The sequence below is a fragment of the Rhizobium sp. 16-488-2b genome, from assembly GCF_017741815.1.
In the GTDB taxonomy this organism is placed as follows: Bacteria; Pseudomonadota; Alphaproteobacteria; order Rhizobiales; family Rhizobiaceae; genus Rhizobium.
On record NZ_JAGHMF010000045.1, the window covers coordinates 48294 to 65690 of the forward strand.

The 17397-nt window shown below is 57.1% G+C and carries 12 protein-coding genes; 6 read left to right on the plus strand and 6 right to left on the minus strand.

From position 1 onward, the window contains the following. Positions 1–60 precede the first annotated feature (60 nt). The 3 genes from J5286_RS30400 to J5286_RS30410 all read right to left on the minus strand — a co-directional run bounded on the left by J5286_RS30400 (position 61) and on the right by J5286_RS30410 (position 4450). Entirely contained in the window at positions 61–1965 is a 1905-nt protein-coding gene (locus J5286_RS30400) for a hypothetical protein (protein ID WP_209193719.1), read from the minus strand. Further along, positions 1877–4066 (minus strand): hypothetical protein, encoded by a 2190-nt coding sequence (locus J5286_RS30405; protein ID WP_209193720.1) that lies wholly within the window; start codon positions 4064–4066, stop codon positions 1877–1879. Before J5286_RS30405 ends, J5286_RS30400 begins: the two co-directional genes overlap by 89 nt. A gap of 75 nt (positions 4067–4141) precedes the next feature. Beyond that, positions 4142–4450, minus strand: a complete 309-nt coding sequence (locus J5286_RS30410) for a hypothetical protein (protein WP_209215411.1) — start codon at positions 4448–4450, stop codon at positions 4142–4144. A gap of 249 nt (positions 4451–4699) precedes the next feature. On the opposite strand from J5286_RS30410, the gene J5286_RS30415 reads away from it, so the two are divergent. From J5286_RS30415 to J5286_RS30430, 4 genes are all read left to right on the plus strand, one after another. After that, complete coding sequence (locus J5286_RS30415) at positions 4700–6505, plus strand: IS200/IS605 family accessory protein TnpB-related protein (protein WP_209215412.1); 1806 nt, start codon at positions 4700–4702, stop codon at positions 6503–6505. Between the two features lie 220 nt (positions 6506–6725). Beyond that, a complete protein-coding gene (locus tag J5286_RS30420; protein WP_209193722.1) occupies positions 6726–6941 on the plus strand; it encodes a hypothetical protein in 216 nt (71 codons plus the stop codon). A gap of 222 nt (positions 6942–7163) precedes the next feature. Then, on the plus strand, positions 7164–7391 hold the full coding sequence (locus J5286_RS30425; protein WP_209193723.1) for a hypothetical protein: 228 nt from the start codon (positions 7164–7166) through the stop codon (positions 7389–7391). Positions 7392–7437: 46 nt separating this feature from the next. Next, positions 7438–7824 (plus strand): response regulator transcription factor, encoded by a 387-nt coding sequence (locus J5286_RS30430; protein WP_348529312.1) that lies wholly within the window; start codon positions 7438–7440, stop codon positions 7822–7824. On the opposite strand, the gene J5286_RS30435 is transcribed toward J5286_RS30430, so the two are convergent. Further along, a complete protein-coding gene (locus J5286_RS30435; protein ID WP_209193725.1) occupies positions 7821–11939 on the minus strand; it encodes a PAS domain-containing protein in 4119 nt (1372 codons plus the stop codon). The genes J5286_RS30430 and J5286_RS30435 overlap by 4 nt on opposite strands. A 393-nt stretch (positions 11940–12332) precedes the next feature. On the opposite strand from J5286_RS30435, the gene J5286_RS30440 reads away from it, so the two are divergent. Then, on the plus strand, positions 12333–13298 hold the full coding sequence (locus tag J5286_RS30440; RefSeq protein ID WP_209193726.1) for a magnesium and cobalt transport protein CorA: 966 nt from the start codon (positions 12333–12335) through the stop codon (positions 13296–13298). Between the two features lie 185 nt (positions 13299–13483). Further along, complete coding sequence (locus J5286_RS30445; RefSeq protein ID WP_209193727.1) at positions 13484–14938, plus strand: catalase; 1455 nt, start codon at positions 13484–13486, stop codon at positions 14936–14938. A 189-nt stretch (positions 14939–15127) separates the two neighbouring features. Here J5286_RS30445 and J5286_RS30450 read toward each other — a convergent pair whose 3' ends face one another. Continuing rightward, the gene (locus tag J5286_RS30450; RefSeq protein WP_209193728.1) at positions 15128–16027 is read right to left on the minus strand and encodes a LysR substrate-binding domain-containing protein; all 900 of its coding nucleotides are present in this window, start codon (positions 16025–16027) and stop codon (positions 15128–15130) included. Positions 16028–16447: 420 nt separating this feature from the next. Beyond that, on the minus strand, positions 16448–17194 hold the full coding sequence (locus tag J5286_RS30455; protein WP_209193729.1) for a cysteine hydrolase family protein: 747 nt from the start codon (positions 17192–17194) through the stop codon (positions 16448–16450). Between the last annotated feature and the right edge of the window lie 203 nt (positions 17195–17397).

The following is a 17397-nucleotide window of genomic DNA, read 5'->3' on the forward strand; positions in this document are numbered from 1 at the left end:
GCTTCTTTCGGATCGACTTCGGCAACCTCGGTACGACCAGCGCTACGTACTCTCGTGACCTTAAAAGGGGGTCGTGGCCACCAAGTCGGCAAATTCGGAAGGTGGGTGCGGCGGCAATCCCAATCTTTTGCGATTTTCAGGCGCGCCCAGATCCGTTTTGCGGGCGGCGACTTGAGAGCTTATAACCTGATGCAGGAACCCGGTGATTGGTAAACCGGCCATCTTGGCCTGACGGGCAAGTTCGCTGGCGTACTCCTGGCGGCGATCGAACTCGAAGACAAGCTCATCTTTTAGTATCCTTGCCGCGGCATTCAGAGCCGACAGTCCTCCTGCAACTACACAGGCAGCAGAAAGCTGAAGGTCATCGATCCTGTTGCTGTCGACTCGCAGTCGAAGTATTTGGACGGCTGCGGCAACGACTTCCTCGTCCGTAGATCGTACCTCGAATGCCTCAGGCGCGAGGGAACGGTAAAATTCGAAGTCGTGAACTCCGTTGAAGGCCAGGACGGACAAGAGGCCTCTCAGCTCTGTATCTCGATTAAAAGCTTCAACGATAGGCTGCACTGGGCCCTTGAGAGCTCTTGTGCCAGTCCTTCCTAGTTGATCCGCGAGCTTCGCCACTCGAGGGTCCTGCCACACCGTTCTGGAAGCACTGAATATCGTGCGCCGCTCTGCGGTAGGGATGCTTCCGGGGATAAGAACCGAAAAATACTTGTCGACGTAGCGTGTCATCGCTTTCCGATTTCGCGGACTGTCGGTCAGGAGCCACGTCGCCAACCACAACAGACGGCTCACCTTGACCGGATTGGTAGTTCGATCAGCGATATCCATGATATCTGAAAGGCTTAGCCCGTCACTGTTCCCTGTGCGGAACCCAGCCGTGAACGCCGGAATCCCTTGCCAAGCAATACGGGAGTCGATGTAAGTTCCATTCGTCCAACTTTCGAAGTCGGCTTTGCTGGATGGAACCTTCTCAATTCGAGCTTCGGCCGCCTTCCATTCATCAAGATCGCCGAAATCGCCATCCTCTGCCGACACAGCAAGCGTCTCGGCATCTTTTCCTTCGTTAAGTTCGTAGATCAGACTTTGAAGTGGCCACGGCACTCTGAGCCTGGCTATGCTCGTCGAAGTTCGTGAGACAGCCACCGCTCGGATCGCCGATGCTAGCGTGAGTTTGCTTGGCTCAGCGGCAAAATGCGCGATCGCCTTCGCAGTCGGCCAACCGTCGCTGTCGAGGCTACCGGCAGATGCGTATGCTTTCTTCGCTCCGTCAAGGGTCATGTAGCCTGTCGCGAATCCTTTTGCGGCCTGTACCGTGAGATCGTTCGGCACGATGTTAAATCCAGGGATCTTCAGCGCGTCGTACAACAATATCGTCTTTAAGTGTGAACGCTCGACGTCCTCGGGATCATGGTTGAAAAAGCGGACGAAGTACCTCAGGTACATTGACTCGCCAGCTCGTCGCTGGGCGTCGATTACTTTCGGGAAAAGGATCTTGGGAAGGACGGGAGCGGACTCCGCCAGTATGACCATAAGCTTCTTGTGATCGCTCGCGAACACAGTTTCGATCAGCCGAAACGCTTCCGCATTGGTTGAGCCTAAGAGACACAGAATATGAAACGCGTTCGAGACGGCAATGCGATCGTCTGAATTTAGACGTGCGGAGAGTTCCTCGAAGAAAGTCTCCGCATGCGCTTCAGCCGCCATGGTTAGACGCCGATCGAACTGCCCAGTCGTATCCAGCAGCGCGACCGCGCGCTTGACCAACATGGCCTGGAAGCGTGGAGACGATTGCGCAACACTATCAGCGATGAGGTCAAGGGCAAGGCGTGCGCCTGCATTGATATATCGTGCGTCAGGGTCGAGATCTCCCCGTTCAAGGGAGTCGGCAATGTTGATTACCTGCTCCCGCAGGTGCACCGTGAAAGTGGTAGAGAAAATTCGGCTGGAAGCGATACGGAACACATTGCGCCAATGCGCGCTTGAAGCAACCGCGCGCATTCTTTGGATAAGATGTCTCGCCGCCACCGAACATGCTTGCCGCTGCCAAATACTCTTGAAGCGAGCGAACATCGAAGGAAATGCGCCCTTCTATCCGGCTCCCGATTAGTACGAGCCTGTTCGTTGCCACGGCGACGAGGTGGTCGGTCATCTCGTCGATGGCCGAGGTCGGCTGTTCCTCTTCGATCAGCATCGAAGCGATCACTGCCCGAAACTGGGATTCGCTGAAGTAAGAACCAGTCCTGCCTGACACTTCTGACTCGACCTGCAGCAACCACCCACATGTCTGGTGCAGCTTGTCGATGAGGAGCACATGTTTTCTTATGAAATCTCCGGGCGCGCCTGGCTTTACCGACTCGCGATCCCGCAAGAGCCCGTAGTAACGATCAAACAAAGTCCACTTATCCCTCGGAATGTTTCCTTTGAGGAATGAAATGCCGAAGAGAATTGCGACTTGGAGAGGCGAAGATGTCAGCAGGGCCGTACTCGGATCGCGGCAGGCCAGCGCGATGTCCGCCAGAATTTCCTCCTTGCGATGTTCTTCCGTGACTCTGATGTTTGCGAGCTTGGTGGCGTAATCTACTGCTTGTTCGCTGCTGAGGGGCACTAGATGCCAGTGCTCCCAGTGACTAGAGTCCAGATCGTTATCGTACCCCTGGGGCCTCGTAGTCACGAGTGCAAGCACATCCGCCGATGAAGCGTAAACCTCATCCCAGAAGCCCTCGATAGCATGCAACACGGCTCCCCTGTTGGCGGAAGGCGGGACTTCATCCAGACCGTCGAAAACGAACAGGGTCGGGAAAGCCTCGAGCAGTTTCCTGATCTGGGGAACGCCGACTGCTTCATTCGTCTTGGCGGCAAGAGTCTGTGCAAGGAACCCGAGGACAGTGAGGTCTCCATGAGCACGCAATGCGTCAGCTAGTGCCGGTAGCTCTAATCTGAAGGGCAATCTGGCAGGTCCCACCGCTGGCAAACCTAACTCGTGAGCCGCGCGTCTTATCTCATCGACTGCTTGTTCGGTCTCCGGGCCAAGGTTGAGCCCTACTGTTTCTTTTAGCAGCCGCGCCCTTAGAAGCTGGCATAGAAACTGTCCGATGGTGGACTTGCCTTGTCCCGGTCCACCCATAACGACGATCCGGTTACGCTGCGGTCCCGGACGCCTCATCACGCTCAACGAGCTCGGATCGAGTTTGTCGCACGCAATAGCAAGAATGGTTGAGACACATAGCCTCGGGTCATCCTCGTTTTCATCGGCGCCGTAGTCGGGAAATTCGAACTCGGGTTCGGAGTCCCGAGAGACATCGTCGTCCGATCCGATCGTATAAGCTTCAGGCGGCTCAACCGGTACAAGAACAGGCAAATCAACAAATACGTGCTCGAGTGCAACGGGGCGAATTGTGTCGTGTCCAGCGTCGCGGAGGCGTGCATCTCGATCGGAGCGAACATCCTTCGACAAAGCGATGGGAAGGGCCCGTTTCATATCGGTGCCCACTAGCAGATCCATAAGCTGTGCCAGTACGTCGCTCGGCGTCAGCCAAGCTGCGTATGAACGGCGGATTTCGGAAGCGTCGTCCAGCAGAGCATGAAGCTCGTCTGCGGCCCAGACATGCCAGCCTTTGAGACCAAGCCTTTTCGCGAATTTCCGGAAAGTTGCTTCGATCAGATCCTTCCCGCCGATTTGAGGCAGCCCAGAAAGCGTCACGTTAGAGCAGAGAAGATAAAATTCCGGCCGCTTGAGATTTGGTCTATCCAAAAACTTCTGCAGATCTTTGGATAGCTGCCCTGCAAGCCAGCGTGCGTCTTCTATCCCGCCAACGCAATTCTCACGGCACTTCGCTTGCACCACGGTGTAACCATGCCACTGTTTTCCCTCGAAACCTTTCAGCTTTCCCGAATATGTGGCCTCTCTCCCTCCGTCACGTCCGGATCCGAAAACGACGGTGCCAGGGCCGAACTCCTTTTTTACCAAAGCTTGGATCAAGCGCTCGAAAGCTTGGTGAGAAAGTCGGTCAAATCGCATTTTGGCAACCGTGGAAGTGTTTTGATGATCCGCTGGATAACACATGTTGCTACCGCTTCCACGGGATATTCTTACGATCTGCAATCAAGGGCCGCGTTCGTTGCGAGACTGAGGCGCCGGTTAGGCTCGGCTACCCCGTACATCAATGACCCTAGAGGCGCTCTGGATCAGTTGAGCGAAGGCGCGACTGTCGATGCCGTCCGCCTGATTGAGCATTGCGATTAGTGGGTCGTTGATGACCTCGTTGACCGATAGCTCGTTCATCGGTGATGCCACCATAGTACGGTTACGCCACATGACATTCTCGGACAACGTGGGATAGGCCTCGGCCTCGGAAAAGATATTCAAATCTCGCAGCAACGTCTGTCCCGCTAAGTGGACATAGCGGGAGCTTGCTGGGACTGGTGCAAATGCGTTGGCCGGGTGCATATTATGCCTCAATAGCGGTTGACTTTGAGGCGTTGTAATTGTCAGCCATCAACAGAAGCAATCATACGATCGTATGCCGTGGCTCAGACAGTGATATCGGGTATTCGTCACAAATGGTTGAAGCGGCGCGGAAGGCGCCCTGAAAAGATTCCTACCGAAGGCACTTGCGGCCGATCAATTTTGCCCGGACCATTCCTATAGGGTTGGTTTGCGGGGCGCGTTCGGTTGATCAGGACATTCGAAACGAGATTGGATTTGCGCGAAGGCGATAGCCCCGCTTACGCTGTCGTTCTCGACGAATATGCGGCGCTGATGAGCCGCGCCGAGCGTCTGCTGCTGGCGAAGCTTAGAGCCGGCCGTGAATGGACGGGAGATCTCAAAGTCTCATTCTATCAGCACCTCGGTCTCTCGGCGATACATCTCGATATGGCGTACCGACAGCTTCAGGCAAAGCTCAAGTCGGTGGCAGAGCTGGCGTCGGATCGCGCCAAGGATCTGGCGTCGAAGATCGCCAGCAAGCGCACAGACATCAAGCGCAAGGAAAAGGCCCTCGCGAAGGCGATCACGCAGCGCTCCAAGCTTCCGGAAGAGCTTCGAATCCTTGGCGAGAGGGTCACCCATTTCAAGAGAAACCTCGCTGCCGCGAAGGATTCGTTGCATCGAAGGTACTTGTCTGCCCTGAAGCACAGCCTCTCAGAGCTTCACGCGAAGACTGCGGCGTCGGCATCGATCGGTCTACGCATTCATGCACTGCGCGCGGCGCTGCACCAGCACAAGCGACGCCTAGCTATCCTTGAGCATCGCAAAGTCGAGGCTCTGCGGCAGGCGGCGCAGCCGGCGCTGTGCTTCGGTTCGCGCAAGCTTTTCCGGGCGCAGTTTGCTTTGAAAGAGAACGGCTACAGCGAGGCCGGCGACTGGCGCAAGGATTGGGCGTCGAAGCGGTCAGCACAGATGACGCTGGACGGGAACTCTTCGAAGGAGAGCGGCAACCAGTTCGCTCGCCTTCGACGACGCCCCGACGGTCGCTTTAATCTTGAACTGCGGCTGCCGAAGCAACTTGCGCAACGGGCGACGCGCTCCTTCGTTTTCGCTGGTTCTCTCGTATCTTGCGTCGATTTTGCCAACTTGTCGTTCAATCACGGCAATTCGGTCATCCAGCGCGCCATTGATGCCGGTCGGCCCGTGACGGTGAAATTCCTGCGCGACGAGAAGTCGTGGAAAGTCTACGTCTCCGTCGACGATCGCTCGGAACTTAAGGCCGTGGACTTCTCCGGCGGTGCTCTTGGCGTCGACCTCAACGCCGGCCACGTGTCCGTCTCCGTCGTCGATGCTGCAGGAAACCCTGTCGAATCCTTCAACATCCCATGCGTGACCTACGGCAAGACAAGCGACCAGGCGCGGGATACAGTTCGCAAAGTGGCTGCCGAGGTTTTAGCTATCGCCGAGCGTTTCAACGTTCCGGTCGTCAGCGAGAAGCTCGACTTCTCGAAGAAGAAGACGGCGCTGAAGGATTCGAACGATGCGCGCTACGCCCGCATGCTATCGTCTTTCGCCTATTCATCATTCGACGCCGCGCTGGCATCCGCCTGCGTGCGCCGAGGCGTCGGTCATCGCCGGGTCAATCCGGCCTATACCTCCATCATTGGTCGCGTGAAGTTTGCTCGCCGCTACGGCCTGAGCGTCCACGAGGCCGCATCCGTTACCATCGCCCGCCGGGCGATGGGCTGCTCCGAGAGGCTACCCCGTTCCAACGATGGCACCGTCACGGTGCCGACGAACGGCTCTGTCCATGTCACCCTCGACCTACCCGTGAGGAATGGTTCGAGGCATGTATGGACGGAGTGGAACGGACTGAACAAAGAGTACCACAAGAAGGCGCTTGCAGCGCAAGGATCGTCGGGGCGAAGGCCTCGACCCGGAAGGCGACCCAAGACGTCGACCGGGCGGAGCGGAGCACCGCTTCATGGTCTTTCGGCGGAGGTGGGATGTTCCCGCCGGCTGCCGCTTCAGTCACGCGATCCAGGGGTTGGTCGCGTGCCAGGAATAGTTTCCTGAACTACCAGTCGTCGCCATGGTTGAGATCTAGTTTCAACCATTCGTGACGAATACCCGTGATATCATGGGACGGGCGAACACGTGGCGTACATGATTTTCTACGTGCGTGAACAACGAAGAGAACAGAACAGCCCAGTTCTGCCGGCACTCTTTGCGGTCAAATTTTACAATCACCGGGTCCTTGGTTTGCATAGATTTTCTCTTCAGAAAGGGGTCATCCATGTCGAGATATACCCAGAGAGAAAACAAAGAGAACTACGCGACTGGCTTTCCGCTACTGGTGATCGGCAGCGCCATGATCGCAATTGTTGCTTACCTTGCCGTGGGGGCCGCCATCCTGGCACCTGCGCCGATCTCCGCCAGGGTTTACGTCCAAGCCGAGACGCCGTTCTACACGGACGTCAATCGTCAAGACGTCAACGCCGGACAGCACTGAGACGGCGCCGCGCCTTCCGCGACACCGCGCTTGTCATTGTTTCGTTCCGGATGCACTCGGATGGCCGAGTGCCCAGTTGGCAATTGGTGCTCCTGCCGCACCTCAATCATACAAGTCACCAATCGCTCCAGCGCCCATATTTCAATTATTCCAACATCATAAGCACACGCGATCTAATATCGGATTTTATCACGATTGGTGCTGCACTTGAGGACGATTAACATGGAATGGTTTCCGATAGTCTTCTTTACGTTCAAGATTCTTGCGCTGGGTACCGGGATGTACTTCGCGATAAAGTGGCACTACGACCAGCTAAATAAGTCCCAAAGGGGCGCGGCGCTGCGCTCGGGCTGGAAGATGGCTGGAGCGTTCGTGGTATTGCTCGTAAGCGTGGGGCTCATCGCCTTCTACCTGAGCAGAATGCTCGGTTTGGACCTGGGCCTCCAATGAGCGCATTGTCTGCGTAGCGTGTGCGACCACGTGTCCCGATTTCGTTCTGTCCGAACTGCGATTTCCCGATGGTTCCGGAATGACACTCGTTCGCTGGATTGCGAGCCATCTGCCATCAACGAAAATCGTGGTGCATACCTGGTTTGCAGGTATCCCAACTGCGGTTGCCGCAACAAAACCTGGGGCGAGCGATTTCGTGCCCAAGTCTACCGACCAAGATTTCCTGATTAGCATCCTGCTCTTCGGAACCGACAGAATTCCGCACGACTGCCGGATTGAGGCACCAGACCGAATCCGGCGAGAGCATGTCGAGGAGGTCATGAGGATCAGTGGCTCGAACGTCTCAGACGCCGCCCGCAAGCTGCAACTAGACCGCCGCTCGCTTCAGCGAATGCTCAAACGCTTCGAGACAGGGACATCACCACACACCTAGGCAGCCTTGATCGGCAGTGTGAACTCGATGCGGCAGCCTGGCACCCCTGCCCGCGCCAGACGCATTTGACCGCCGTGGCTTTCAATGATGGTGCGGCATATCGAAAGCCCCATACCCATCCCGTTGACCTTCGAAGTTTCGAAGGGCCGGAAAATGTTCTCCGCACGGTTCAAAGAGACCCCAGGCCCGTTGTCGGTCAGCCCGACGGTCATGAATTCTCCGTCGGAGGCAACGTCGATGTTGAGTGTTCTATCCGTGTCCGCGATCCCGCTCATCGCTTCGAGCGCATTGAGAATGAGGTTTACGAAGACCTGTTGCAACTGGACGCGGTCCACTGGCACTGCCGGAGTATCGTCGGGAATTTCCAGTTTTAAAGCGACCTTGTTCTTCTGAAGCTCTCCACGTGTGAGCGAAACGACATCGCCAACTAGCTCGGCTATGGCGATCGGCTCGACCGAAGCCATCTCCTTCCGAAACATCTTGCGAATTCTTGTGACGATCTCGCTGGCACGCCTGCCGTCGTCTATCACGTTTTTGAGGCTCTCTCGAGCCTTGATCACATCTGGTGTCGCCTTCGACAGCCAACGTAGCGCGGCGCCGCCGCTTGCGACGATTCCTGTCAGCGGCTGGTTGACCTCGTGCGCGATCGAGGCTGCAAGTTCACCCATCGTTGTCGCGCGGGCGACATGTTCGAGTTCCGCTTGGACCTCTCTCAAGTGTGCCGCACTTCTGAGGAGCTCGGATTCGACCCTCTTGCGCTCGGTTATGTCCATCGTCGTTCCGACATAACCTGTCACGTCACCTGAAGCCCCGATCACGGCACGCCCGGTGGAGAGTAGCTGGATGATATTTCCGTCCGGTAGCGTCGCCTGGTACTCGAACTGGAAATCTCTTTTTTCGGCAACCGCTTCCTTCATCGAATTCTTGACGATCGCAGCTTCTTCAGGCCGCATTCTCGCGAGCATGTCGTCGATCGTTCCTCCGACCTCTGAGACGTGGTATCCGAAGATGTTGCCATGCTCCTCGGACCATTCGAGCTTGTCGGTCGACACGTTCCACGCCCAGCTACCCGTGCGGGAAATACGCTGCCCTTCCGCCAGCATGGCCTCGCTCTTCTTGAGCGCGTCCTCGGACAGCTTGCGTTCTAGGACGAAGCTCGCGAGCTGGGTGAAGCGGTCAATGGCCTGCCGCTCGCGATCACCCACTGAGCGGGGGGTGTTCGAGTAGACGGCAATCGTGCCGAATACCGACCCGCGGCCAGACATAATTGGAGTAGACCAGCAAGCCTTAAAGCCAAAACGCTCGACCAGATCTCGCGCGCAATCCCAACGTGGGTCGGTGTCGACATTGTCGACCCACACAGGCTCTTGCCGAAAGGCTGCTGTTCCGCAAGAGCCGAACTCCGGACCGACGGGAATTCCACACACTGCCTCACTGAAACCTTCTGGCAGCTTATGTCCGCCACCGGGCTGTAGTGTGCGTCCCTCTTCGTCTTGGAGCATTATCGTTACGAACGAAGCGTCTGTGAGCACAAAAAGCGTCTGGGAAAGGGAATCCAGAATTGTCGAAAGCGGTTGCTCGGTCGTCATCATCTCGAAGGACCGCTTCTCCCCCGCCAGAAGGATTTCAGCTCTCTTCAGGTCGTCGATATCACTTTCGGCGCCATAGCACCTCACGATCCGCCCCGTGGCGTCGCAATGAGGCTTCGCTCGTACGATGAACCAGCGGTACTCGCCATCATGCCGGCGCTTGCGTGCTTCAAGCCCGCTTACCTCGCGCTTGGTAACGATCCGATGCCATGTGGCTGCGGATTCAGCGCGGTCGTCCGGATGAAACACATACTTCCAGCCGCCGTTGCAAGCTTGCTCGGGAGTGAGCCCGGTATATTCGTACCATTCCTTGTTGAACCATTCATTGGCGCCGTTGGCGTCGGCACTCCAAGTCATTGAGGGCATGGTATCGTTCGCCATCCGGAACTCGTGCTCGCGCTCGGCCAGATTGGCTTTCTCCATCTCCAGTTCCGCGAACAGCTTTGCATTATCGAGCGCGATCGCGGCATGTGGCGCGATGGCCATTAGGGTGGCAATAGAATTTTCTTCCTTCCGTACGCTCGAAAGATGGAGAATGCCGATTAGTCGCGATTTCTTCACGAGCGGGAAAAAGTGTCCACCATGTTGGCGAAGACCATTCCCCTGGTCAGCAGTCCCAGCAGGTGCGCCATCCGCTGCGTTCACGGGCTCGAGCGTCCGGGTTACCTCGAGAATAGCGGCTCTGGAGAACTCTTGCCCACTATCCTGCTTGCGCTCGACAACGAGAGTTACTTGGTCGTCGTGGCGGGATGCGGTAGCGGTGGTCGAGACGTCGTGGTTGTCCACATCGATCAACGTCGCCCGTTCCGCTCCAGATAAATCCATCGCCATTTTGAGGATGACCTCGAGTAGAGGACCATAGCCGATTGTTGAGGACATGCTCTGCGAAATCTCGAGAACTGTTTCTAACCGACCGCGCTCGCCGGCTATTGGCGGCCGGTTCTGGACTTTGCTGGCCAAGAGGTCTGGATAGGCACCTTCAAGCTGCGCAACTTTGCCTTTGGCGTCCCATCGGAGGTAGCAATCTCTTGCCCTCAGTAGGTGGGATTTTGCCGACTGCTCCATGCCGGATGCGTGATAGAACCGCGCGGCCACTTCGCATGCTAGTGCCTCGTCCGCCAGCAATCCGAACCGCGCCGCAGCATCGATTGCCTGCTCGTAGAAACGCTCAGCTCTCTTCGCATCTCCATCGATGCGAGCGATCTCAGCTAGGCCAAGTAAATGCTTGCTCTTAAAGGTTTCGGGGCACGTATCAGCCCAACGGGCGAGCCAATCGACATGTCCCACGATGACGGCCCGGTCCGCCTCAGAACCGTGATCGTACATCGCTGCGAGAGCTAGCGCTGAGAAGAAATGGAAACCGACGAGTTGCAGGTGTCCCGTGCATGACCAGACAAGATCTGAAATGCGGCTTACCGCATCCACTGCCCCAGCGAAATCACCGTAGGTATATGAAGCTTGAGCCTTCAGTATCCAGTAGAAGCAGATGTAGGTCGGGGTCTGTTCTGGCACGAACCGGGCTTCGAAGCTGCGAACATCGAACCCACTGTTATCGAACACATCTGAGGTCCCTCTCCCGAACATCATCGTGGAGACGAAAGCCCTCTGTGAGTGGAGCGCCATCAGCGGCGCGGCGAAGCTCGCTTTTTCGACGAAGCGCACGGAGTTGTCGAGTTCCTTCGATACGTTACGAAGGCCATCTCCTTGAGCTAACATGTAGGCGATAATGCGCACGTGGGCGTAGCAGGAATACGGGATATCGTGGCTCGTAGCCGCTGCCGCGATGCACGACTTGGTCAGTTCCATGACCGTTCGCAAGGGACGGGCCCATACCGCTACAAGTTCGATGTAGCTGATCGCCTTGACTTCGTGCTCACGGAAGCCGTGAAGGTTCACGAGGCTTCGCGCAGCCTCACAAAACTTCAGGCCATCCTGGTAGCGACCGAAGTGGTTGCTGAGAAAAAAGCCGAACAGACCGAAAGCCAGTACGGCCGCTTTCGTGATGCCATGGTCAAAAGTCAGGTTGACCATGTGGCTGAGCGTGACGCCCAGCAGTCTTTCGTCAGTCAGTTGCGCGGAATTCGTCATGGCAGAGAGGACGCTGATTACCGCCTCCACCTCGGGGTTCTCCATCTTGGGGAGATAGACGAGCTCTTCTACCGACCTTCCATACAGTCGCTCCCACACGCTGATGGTGGCGGCCTCCAGTTCAAGCTGATCTGGCCGCAATGGGATTACCAGACCGAATTCGCTCAGGCAGGACAGAGCAACGGAAACGCTTTCCGGGACCTCCGATCTACGAAGATGCCAGTCTATTTGCAGGCAGCAGACCGCGGCCCTTTCAACCCTGGTGTTCGCCAGCGTCAATGCAGCTAGAATATCTCGCTGCGATGCCGGAAGATCCGCGGAAGCCAGGCTGGACACGGCGTTCGCCAATGCCTCGGCGAACTTTTGTCGACCCTCGGCGTCGACGATCAACGTTTCACGATCTTCGGGTTGACTGGGGAATTCGATCTGAGATGACATCCGTTCGCCCTGGGGCCGCGCCTCTCGGGCGCAGCTGACTCTAGTTGTGGCACTAATAGCAGCGATTACGAGCTGTACCTATCTCCATTGCGAAGAAAATGCCCGCGCGGCACTGCCCATCTGGATGACCCATCATTTCCCAATAGCCATCTGGACCCGCGAGGTGCAAGTCGAAGAAGCTCAACGCACACAGAGCCCTTTCCAAGCCTATGGGATGAAAGGGACGCACAGTCTTGTACGAAACGGGTACGCATCTATGTTGTCGGCTGAACCGTACGACGAATAGGACGATGCGATCGTCAAATACTGATGACGGCAATCCCCTTAACGATGTCCCGAGCTGCCGAGCGCACATTCGACCGGCAGAGATCGCTTCCGTTCCATAGACTATCTATGACCATCCTGGCATCCTACACCTACCGTAATGGCAAGCGAGCAGACGAGGTCCTGCTCAATTCCACAAGCTTTAAGTCGGTAAACGGCGAGTTCGTTTGGATTGCGCTCTCTTCACCGACGCCGGATGAGCTCGAAGCCTTAAAGACGATGTTTGCTCTTCATCCCCTTGCAGTAGAGGATGCTTTTGCTGGCAAGCAGGTGCCCAAGATCGACGTCTACGGTGATCAGCTATTCGTCGTGGTCAAGACCACCTACCTCGAGGGCGACCGGATTGCCTATGGCGAAGTGTGCATCTTCGTCGGCAAGGGGCATGTCATCTCGGTCCGACATGGCCCCGAAAAATCTCATCGGTCACTGCGTGAACAACTCGAGCAGTCGCCTCAGCTTCTTTCGCACGGTCCGGACTATGTGCTGCACGGCATCATCGATTTCGCGGTCGATGGCTACCTTCCTATCATGGAGACGATCGAGGACCGGGTTTTGGAACTCGAAAAGCATATCCTTTCCTCGTTGCTCGATCCTGACCAGATCAGGCGCATCTTCCGGATGAGACGCCAAGTGATCAAGTTCCAGCGAGTACTCGGTCCAATGGGTGAGCTCGCCGGGAAGCTCACCCACCTGGACCTACCGTGCGTCAACATCAACGCCCGTCCGTTCTTTAGTGACGTTCACGACCATATCAGACGCGTCGAGGGCCTTGTCGGAGGGCTGCGAGAGATAATGACCTCGGTGTTTGAAGCCTCAAGCCTTCTTGAGCAGCAACGCCAGGGCGCAATTACCCGGCAACTGGCTTCCTGGGCGGCAATTCTAGCGGTACCGACGGCAATCGCCGGGATCTACGGTATGAATTTCAAGAACATGCCGGAGCTGAAGACGGAATACGGGTACTATGTCGTGCTGAGCGTCGTCGCTGTATTATGCACGCTCCTTTACCTTCGGTTTCGCAGGAGCGGTTGGCTTTAGATGTGCTGCCGGTCACGCGTCGCGCGCCCCCGGCCAGGTTGCCTGCAACGGCCAACGCACCCTCCCCCGCAGGTGTCGAGATTTACAAGAAGCAAGTTCTCGATGCGCTTAAATCCGCAGAAATCCTGGATGATCACCATACTACCCGCCGACTGATCATCCACTTTCACCCAATGGAGAGCGCTATGACTGAGAAAAGCCTTACGACCGCCGCAGGCGCGCCCGTGGTCGATAATTTCAATATCGAAACAGCGGGCCGCCGCGGCCCGGCCCTATTGCAGGACGTATGGCTGATCGAGAAGCTCGCCCATTTCGATCGTGAGGTCATTCCAGAACGGCGCATGCATGCCAAAGGCGCCGGTGCGCACGGAACCTTCACCGTCACCCATAATATTCGGCAGTATACGAAAGCCGCGGTTTTCTCCGAAATTGGCAAGCAGACACCAATGTTCGTCCGGTTTTCGACGGTTGCCGGCGAGCGTGGTGCGGCCGACGCCGAACGCGACATCCGCGGCTTTGCAATGAAATTCTACACCGAACAGGGCAACTGGGACCTCGTTGGCAACAACACTCCCGTTTTCTTCTTCCGTGATCCGCTCCGTTTCCCCGACCTGAACCACGCCATAAAGCGCGACCCACGTACCGGGATGCGAAGCGCCGAAAACAACTGGGACTTCTGGACGCTTCTTCCGGAGGCGCTGCACCAAGTCACGATCGTCATGTCTGAGCGCGGTATTCCGCAAAGCTTCAGGCACATGCACGGGTTCGGATCGCATACCTACAGCTTCATCAACGCAGAGAATGAACGGACGTGGGTAAAGTTCACCTTCAAGACGCAGCAGTCGATCCAGAATCTCTCGGACGCGGAAGCCACTGCACTAATCGGGGCCGACCGAGAAAGCCACCAGCGCGATCTATTCGAGAGCATCGAGCGCGGGGAATTCCCACGGTGGAAGATGTACATTCAGGTGATGAGCGAGAAGCAGGCGGCCTCGCATCGGCACAACCCCTTCGACTTGACCAAGGTCTGGCCACATGCGGATTATCCGTTGCACGAGGTGGGCTATTTCGAACTCAACCGCAACCCTGAGAACTTCTTTGCCGAGGTCGAGCAAGCCTCCTTCACTCCCGCCAACATAGTGCCGGGGATCAGTTTTTCGCCGGACAAGATGCTGCAGGCGCGTCTGTTCTCCTACGGTGACGCCGCCCGTTACCGCCTCGGTGTGAACCATCATCAGATCCCGGTAAACGCTCCGAAATGCCCAGTCCATTCGTATCACCGTGACGGCGCGATGCGAATTGACGGCAACCATGGCGCAACGACTTCGTACGTGCCCAACTCGGCTGACCAGTGGGCCGAGCAGCCAGACTTCCGCGAGCCTCCACTGGCCTTGGAAGGCACGGCTGCCCACTGGGACCACCGGATCGACGAGGATCATTACGAGCAGCCTGGCAACCTCTTCCGAGCGATGTCTGCCCAACAGAGGACCGCGCTTTTTGAGAACACTGCTCGGGCTATGGCGGGCACTTCCGTCAAAGTCCAGGAGCGTCACATCCTCAACTGTACAAAGGCCGACCCAGCATATGGAGCGGGGATCGCCCGTGCGCTCGGCTTCGCCCTCAACAGCGCTGCCGAGTAGGTTTCGTCTCGACAATTCGAACGCCCGACGGTTTTGTCGGCGCTACGAATTAACGAGAGAAACCAGGAGAACGACGCTGTACAACGCACCGCGAGGTTCAGTGTCGTCGACGCCTAAGTTCCCCCGCCCTCGAGGGCGGGGATGACGGCTTGCCCGCCGCCGGCCCCCCGTACTCAGTAGGACTCGTCGCTAGCAATCCAGCTTCGGGTCCTTGGACGTCAGATACCGTACCAGATCACGGGCGTGGACGGGCAGCGCGGAGAAACTACGCGCACAGACGAGGAGGTGGCGCAGCGCCCAACCGTCTGATAGTGCGACGGTCTTGAATGCCATTTCGGCCTGATATCGCAACGCATAGACCTCGGGCACTATCGACAACCCGATACCGCTGCTGGTCATCGCGCAGATATCTTCAAAACTATCGAGTCGAACGCGCAGCTTGAATGGTTTCCCCTCCCTTGCAGCGTGCGATGCGAGATGCCCTTGAAGCGCGCTCTCAGCAGGAAGACCGACGAAAGGCTCGTCCAGGACTTCGCTAAACCTGACGCTCCCCCGTTCTGCGAACCGATGGTCGCCCGGTACGACGAGCACGAGACGATCTGTCTCGAAAGGCCAGGTTTCCAGCGTCCCGGTATCGGCCGTATCTGCCGCAATGCCGATGTCAGCGTGGGCGCCCGCCACCGCTGCAATGACATCGACGCTCTGCCGTTCCTCCAAGTCTATGTCGATGGTGGGGTGGTCGGCCAAAAATCCACGTAGAATTTCGGGAAGGTGAGCCATAGCGGCACGACCGGAAAACAGCGTTACTCGACCTCGAAGTCCGCGGGCGTAAAGTTGCAGATCTCCCCGCATCTGCTCCATCTGTCCAAGAACGATCCTGGCATGATGGACGAGCGCTTCCCCAGCGCCGGTTGCTCGAACACCTCGCGGGCCCCGATCGAGAAGCAGCACGCCGCTGGCCTCTTCCATACCCCTTATCCTGGCGCTCGCAGACGGCAACGCCATTCCCGCTTTTTCAGCTCCTTGGGTTATGCTCTCCGCGTCAACGACATGGAGGAACAGACGTAGATCAACCAAATCGAAGCGCATCGTTCCCCCCTGAGGACCCTTCGGATTTACCTAAGGGCCACGTTGTATCTCCCGCATTGTGCAAAGTCGCCCACTCGAGGAACCTATCATCGAAATTTTCCAGGGAGGGACGATAGATGGACGCTTCTGAGGCACTCTTGCGCGCGATTGCATGGAGACTGGCGCTGCTTTTGATAGCGGTCTTCGTGGCGAGAACCGTTCCAGATGGCAGGCCTGCTGAGGTGCATGCCCCTGCTTTACAGGACAGTTCGCTCAACTAGCGCCGCGACTTTTGAGAACTTCAGTGTTTGGGGAGCGGCTGTCTGCGAATGATGGCATGTGGAGGTCTGCCGATGTCGGCATGCGCATACAGAAAAGCGGCGGGAAGTTTCCGCCGCCGTAGAAATTCGATTCCTATTCACGCACTTTGGCACGAGGCCTTCAGCTGGCCAGCGGTACAGCGCGGGTGGCGGCCGCCTGGGCAAGCCGATCGGCCGCCTCTTCCGTCGTCCACAAAGCGTTGGCGAACCAACGGAAGTTTACCAGAGCCGCGAGATAGGCATCGCCCTCTGGAAGTTTGCTTCCGGCAGTGGCGTCTCGGACAACAGCAACCTCGAATCCTTTCTCGACGAAGTCTCGCAGATGGGACTCGACGCAGAAGTTCGCCGCCATGCCCGCGAGGATGACTTTGTCGACCCGCTTCTTCCGCAGCTGAAAGACGACATCGTTGGTCTGTGGACCCGCAATCTTGTGCGGCGATGCCACAATGGTTTTGCCATCCTCGATGTACTGCTTGTACTCGGGCATCCAATCGGCGCCGGAGTTGTCGAAACCTTCCAGCGAAAGCGGGTCGCGGCGGTCGAACATCCGTAGTTTGTGCATGAGCGTCTCGCCCGTGGCAGCGAAATCCCAGCGGTGATCGAACGGATAGTAGTAGTGGGGCGAAATGACCACCTCAATGCCGGCCTTCTTCGACGCTTCAAAAAGCTTGCCGATGTTCTCGACCGTATTGTGTTCGCTGATGCTTTCACCGAACGCGCCCCAGCCAGCGCCCTTAGGGCTAAGGAAGTCGATCTGCGGATCGGTGATGACCAGCGCCGTCCGCGCGATATCGACCTCGACGTCGGTCTTGGGCAGTGCGGGATTCTCTGGATCACGGTAGGCGATGGGCAATGGTTTTTTGGTCATTGAGGTTCCTTTTGCGAGATGCTGGCGCTTTGGTATCCATCGCTTGGAGTCTCCGGAGGGCGAAAGCTCTCCTCGGTAGATACGAGGTCATCTTCCGACGAGCAGCCTCACATCGATTGTACCATCCACCCTCCTTGCTCGGCGCCTAAGGAAATCTTGTCGAGAAGGGAGATGACCCGCTCGACTGTGACCTCATTTTCCGT

Excerpts from the sequence above, each read along its gene's own strand:
- J5286_RS30405 (WP_209193720.1), bottom strand. The coding sequence starts at position 4,066 with ATGTGTTATCCAGCGGATCATCAAAACACTTCCACGGTTGCCAAAATG.
- J5286_RS30410 (WP_209215411.1), bottom strand. The coding sequence starts at position 4,450 with ATGCACCCGGCCAACGCATTTGCACCAGTCCCAGCAAGCTCCCGCTAT.
- J5286_RS30420 (WP_209193722.1), top strand. The coding sequence starts at position 6,726 with ATGTCGAGATATACCCAGAGAGAAAACAAAGAGAACTACGCGACTGGC.
- J5286_RS30425 (WP_209193723.1), top strand. The coding sequence starts at position 7,164 with ATGGAATGGTTTCCGATAGTCTTCTTTACGTTCAAGATTCTTGCGCTG.
- J5286_RS30435 (WP_209193725.1), bottom strand. The coding sequence starts at position 11,939 with ATGTCATCTCAGATCGAATTCCCCAGTCAACCCGAAGATCGTGAAACG.
- J5286_RS30440 (WP_209193726.1), top strand. The coding sequence starts at position 12,333 with ATGACCATCCTGGCATCCTACACCTACCGTAATGGCAAGCGAGCAGAC.
- J5286_RS30445 (WP_209193727.1), top strand. The coding sequence starts at position 13,484 with ATGACTGAGAAAAGCCTTACGACCGCCGCAGGCGCGCCCGTGGTCGAT.
- J5286_RS30450 (WP_209193728.1), bottom strand. The coding sequence starts at position 16,027 with ATGCGCTTCGATTTGGTTGATCTACGTCTGTTCCTCCATGTCGTTGAC.
- J5286_RS30455 (WP_209193729.1), bottom strand. The coding sequence starts at position 17,194 with ATGACCAAAAAACCATTGCCCATCGCCTACCGTGATCCAGAGAATCCC.